Source organism: Candidatus Rhabdochlamydia sp. W815, from assembly GCF_018642185.1.
In the GTDB taxonomy this organism is placed as follows: domain Bacteria; phylum Chlamydiota; class Chlamydiia; order Chlamydiales; family Rhabdochlamydiaceae; genus Rhabdochlamydia; species Rhabdochlamydia oedothoracis.
Genome location: NZ_JAAVTY010000111.1, coordinates 1 through 4,715 on the forward strand (window position 1 = coordinate 1; position 4,715 = coordinate 4,715).

Consider the following 4,715-nt stretch of genomic DNA (forward strand, 5'->3'; position numbering starts at 1 on the left):
CTTTTTGCTTTTTCAAATTTCATCATGCCCTTACGTATTTTTAAGGGCATTATTTTATACAAGGGCTTTTTTATTTCCTAGTTTTGAAAGAGCTCTAATCTCCATCCTTCGGGCAATTGCTCTACAAATAACAACTTTTTTGTCATTTGTATGGCATCATTTGAAATAGGCAGCTTTCCAAGCAGAGCTTTTTGGATGAAATCCACCTGTTCTTTAGGCGAGATTTTTAAAGAGGAAACCAGCCATGCTTCTGTTAACCCTCCAGATATATCTTTATTACCGTATTCTAATAAGGTTAAATATTTTTGCATATTTTCCAATCCCAATTGTATTGCTAAAACACGAGAAAACCAGACGCAAGAGGTTTTCATCCAAGATTGTGGAGTTTGAGGATTTTTCCAGGATTCTAAGAAGTTATCATACCCTTCTTGAAACAACCAAGTTGGAGTCTTTTCATCTTTTAAGATCTCTTTATCATATCCCATCAAGCTTAAAGCAATCTTAAAGGTAGAGCAAGGAGCAACGCGTTCATAGATATGAGGGCCTAGCTCTAATATTTTCTCATTCGATGTGCCATTGATGAGAAGAAAATTTTCCTCAGCTGAAAAAGAGTATCCACAGGGAAAAACAAATAATAGACAAGTCATGAATTTTGAAAGTAAGAATTGATGCATAAGAGCCTCATTTACTGTTTTGGAATATAAATCTAGAACAACTTCATTTAAAGTTCATCTTCTTTTGGTCTTAAAACCTTAAAGAGCAAGGAAAATCCTGATTAAAAAAACAGAACTTATATTCGAAAGACTTTAAAAAACTCTCTTGCATTTATCATTGATTTCTTGATAAAATGGCTACGTAACCTTTAAACTTATGGAGTTTTAAGATAGGCCTTTTCAACCTCGAAGTGCACAAAAAAGAACATATAAATACTTGAAAAAACATCTATTGCGCACCCGAGCATAGCATGTTTGCTGAGAATCTTTCTAGGTCTGTTATTTAGTATAAGTTTCCGCCCTTTCCATATTCTTGGAAGTAGTATCTAAAAAGCTTTGTGTTTTAGGAAAATATTGCCTAACTAGTCCGTTTGTATACTCATTTAAGCCTCTTTCCCAAGAATGGTAGAGCGTTGCAAAGTAGAAGTCTGTCTCTAGCTCGAAACTAACCATTTGGTGATAGGCAAATCCTTTTCCGTTGTCTGCTAGTGCTATGATGAACTTTTAGAATGGTTGCTATTAAGCTAGATGTATCTCCTCTAACTTTTAAAATATAAATCTGACATCTTTGGTCATAGGTTAGGTGATGATAGCCTTTAGGCAAGGTCTCTTTTTGTGTTTGATTGTTAAAAATTACAATAGAGATTCTTTTATCGCCTGCCTGTTCTTTTTTTTAATTCTTCTGTGCACTTCAAACTTGAAAAGACTAAATTCTAATTTGCAATCCCGAAAGAGAACGAAAAGTATTTAAAAAACCCGCTTTGATAGTTTCCAAAATAGCTAATTAAAGCAGCAGCTATTATAGCAAAAATAATCAAATAAACTCTTCATAAGTTTGAAAACTTTTGAATTGGATGAAAAAAGGCTGCTTGTGACACTGGGTTAGCCATTTTTGATCCTATCTACAATGCCACATCAACCAGCAAACTCCGGGTGCAAGATTCGAACTTGCGACCAATAGATTAACAGTCTACTGCTCTACCGCTGAGCTAACCCGGAACAGAAGAACCATTTTATAAAGAGTTGTATTTTAGAGCAATAATAGCTTTGCGTTTCTGATAAAAAAATGTAAACTTAATCTTTTTAGGAGTAATCATGGAAGAGATCTACGGGTTTATCGATACAATTGTTTTTGCAGAAGAAGAAAAAGGGTTCACTGTAGCTCGCTTGAAAGAACCTAAAAAAAAAGAACTGACTTGTATTGTAGGGATTATGCCCTCTGTCCAACCAGGGGAAACCATTCGCTGTAAAGGTACTTGGCGTATTCACCCTGAACATGGACAGCAATTTGAGGTAAAGGCTTTTGAATTACAAGCCCCTTCTGATCTAATAGGGATTCAAAAGTATTTAGAATCAGGAATGATTAAAGGAATCGGACCTATTTATGCAGAACGCATAGTCAAACTCTTTGGACTAAATACGCTAGATGTGATTGATCAAAGGCCCGACCGCTTATTAGAAGTAGCTGGTATTGGAGAAAAAAGGGTCGAAAAAATTAAAACTTGTTGGCATGAACAACAAGCTATTAGAGATGTGATGATTTTTCTAAGGGGCCATAATGTTAGCCCTTCTTTTGCACAAAAAATTTTTAGAATGTACGGTGCTCAAAGTATTGAAAAAGTGCGCTCTAATCCCTTTCGCTTAGCTAAAGATATTCACGGAGTTGGTTTTAAAACAGCGGATTTAATCGCGCAAGGATTAGGAATTGCAAAAGACGCTAAAGAACGAATTTGTGCAGGGATCGAACATACTCTATGGGAACTAAGTCAAGAAGGACATGCATGCTATCCCGTCCAGGATTTAGCTCCTAAAGTAGAAGAAAAACTAGAGGTTTCTAAAGATCTAATTACAGAAGGTATTTCTTCGCTAATCCAGTCAGAGGAAGTTGTTAAAGAAGAACAGACGGTATGGATAAAGCCTCTTTTTTTAATGGAAATGGGGATTGCTCGAGAGATGATGCGTTTAACACAGCATCCTTGTCGAATACGTGAAGTACAATTAGATAAGGCCTTAACCTGGGTCCAACAAAAACTCTTAATCGATTTAGCAGAAGAACAACTAGCAGCGGTAGCCTGTGGGCTTAAGGCCAAGGCTCTCATTATAACAGGTGGCCCAGGGACAGGAAAAAGCACAATTACTAAAGCCATATTAACAATTACTGAGAGGATTGCAAATCAGATTGTCTTAGCAGCTCCTACAGGAAGAGCCGCTAAGAGAATGAGTGAAATTACTGGAAAAAAAGCATCCACTATTCATAGTCTTTTAGAAATGGATTTTAAAATAGGGAAGTTCAAACGCAATAAAGAAAATCCTATTTGCTGTGATTTACTGATTATTGATGAAGCAAGTATGATAGATACGCAACTCATGTACAACTTGCTCAAAGCCCTCCCTGATGATGCGAGGGTAATTCTTATTGGAGATATCGACCAATTACCCAGTGTCGGTCCAGGAAATGTACTTAAAGATCTGATTGCTTCAGAAAGGATTTCTGTAGTGGAATTAAAAAAGATCTTTCGTCAAGCAGCAGGTTCTTTAATTGTCACCAATGCACATAGGATCAACCAGGGACAATTTCCTGATATTTCCTATCATCCACGTAGCGATTTTCAATTTATAGAAAAAGAAGACCTACAAGAGGTCATTGATACTATTGTAAACCTGATCGTAAATCAATTACCTAAGGTATATCGCTTTCATCGTTTTGATGATATTCAAGTATTATCCCCTATGAAAAGAGGACTTATTGGCAGTGAAAATCTAAATGTTGTTCTACAACAAAAACTCAATCCCTGTCCTACAGCTCTACATCGCATGGGGCGCTCTTTTCAAGTAGGAGATAAAGTCATGCAAATCCGTAATAACTACGAAAAAGAAGTTTATAATGGAGATGTAGGAAAAATTACAGAAATGGATCTTACTGAACAAACGCTCAAAGTGGTCTTTGATTTGAAAATCATCAATTACGATTTTACAGAAATTGATGAGCTAATTTTAGCTTATGCAGTATCTATCCACAAATATCAAGGTAGTGAATGCCCTTGTGTAATTATTCCTGTGCACACATCTCATTTTAAGATGCTTTATCGCAATTTATTATATACAGGAATTACCCGTGCTAAGGCACGGGTAATTTTTGTAGGTACAAAAAAGGCATTGGCTATTGCCGTAAAAAATGAAACTGTCCTAAAACGTCATACAGGATTAAAACAAGCTATGCAAAAATTCGTATAAACTTAAAGAGCAGGATAGTTTTAATTCTATTACACAATCTCTTGTCTCGTTCATGGCGATGAAGAGCCTTGAGGATGTCTTTTTGGTTTCTTATTAAAAAGTTCGCTTCAGGTTGAATAGATCTAAGATTTATAACTCAATCAATGAGAAAAATTCAATGAATTTAGCGTTTGAAAAGTCTTTTTTCTAATGCATTTTGAATAGTAGAATGCACATCGTTAAATACTTGTATTCGGTTCAAAATGTGTAACATTCTTAATGGAATAAAAATTTTCGCAGATAACTTTTTTATAGTCAATTTTTTTTAATAAAAAGAGATTGATTCGAAATTCTAATCTAAGCTTCTCCATGAAAGAGTCAGGGCCAATGCATGAAGATTTTGCTTGATAATTGAGAGATAAAAAATGATTCTGACTCCTTTTTCATAAGGAGTATACTAGTTTGATTTCAAATTAAGAATTGCATAAATGGGTTTTTTGAAAAAACTGCTCTATCTTGCAAGAAGGTATTATCTTTTGTATAAAAATATTTATATATTAAAACTCTTAATTTGAATGCAAACGAGTATATAGTAGTGCCGATTCAAACGGCTAGCTTAATGGGATTTAAGTCAACGACTTGAAACTTGTCGTTTATCCTACATTTCAAAATATAGTTATTTAAATCGACATTGATAAAACAGCTTGATCTAAGGCTTCGGATAAATTAGCTACAGTAGGTAAAAGTTCTCGGATTTTCGTTTTCATATTGGCCCAATATTTTTCGATA

Annotated in this window: 3 protein-coding genes, 1 tRNA gene and 1 pseudogene; 1 reads left to right on the plus strand and 4 read right to left on the minus strand. The window is 35.0% G+C overall.

Translation table 11 applies throughout. From position 1 onward, the window contains the following. Positions 1-77: 77 nt before the first annotated feature. The 4 genes and pseudogenes from RHOW815_RS06895 to RHOW815_RS06910 all read right to left on the minus strand — a co-directional run bounded on the left by RHOW815_RS06895 (position 78) and on the right by RHOW815_RS06910 (position 1,712). Complete coding sequence (locus tag RHOW815_RS06895) at positions 78-674, minus strand: penicillin-binding transpeptidase domain-containing protein (protein WP_215217586.1); 597 nt, start codon at positions 672-674, stop codon at positions 78-80. Positions 675-868: 194 nt separating this feature from the next. Further along, positions 869-1,199 (minus strand): annotated as a pseudogene (locus RHOW815_RS09385) (IS30 family transposase); the annotation flags it as partial. After that, positions 1,159-1,317, minus strand: coding sequence for a helix-turn-helix domain-containing protein (locus tag RHOW815_RS06905; protein WP_215217588.1), 159 nt, complete (start codon positions 1,315-1,317; stop codon positions 1,159-1,161). The gene RHOW815_RS06905 and the pseudogene RHOW815_RS09385, both read right to left, overlap by 41 nt. Before the next feature lie 323 nt (positions 1,318-1,640). Beyond that, a tRNA-Asn gene (locus tag RHOW815_RS06910) sits at positions 1,641-1,712 on the minus strand. A 96-nt stretch (positions 1,713-1,808) separates the two neighbouring features. Here RHOW815_RS06910 and recD2 point away from each other — a divergent pair. Continuing rightward, the gene (recD2, locus tag RHOW815_RS06915) at positions 1,809-3,947 is read left to right on the plus strand and encodes an SF1B family DNA helicase RecD2 (protein ID WP_215217589.1); all 2,139 of its coding nucleotides are present in this window, start codon (positions 1,809-1,811) and stop codon (positions 3,945-3,947) included. Positions 3,948-4,715 lie beyond the last annotated feature (768 nt).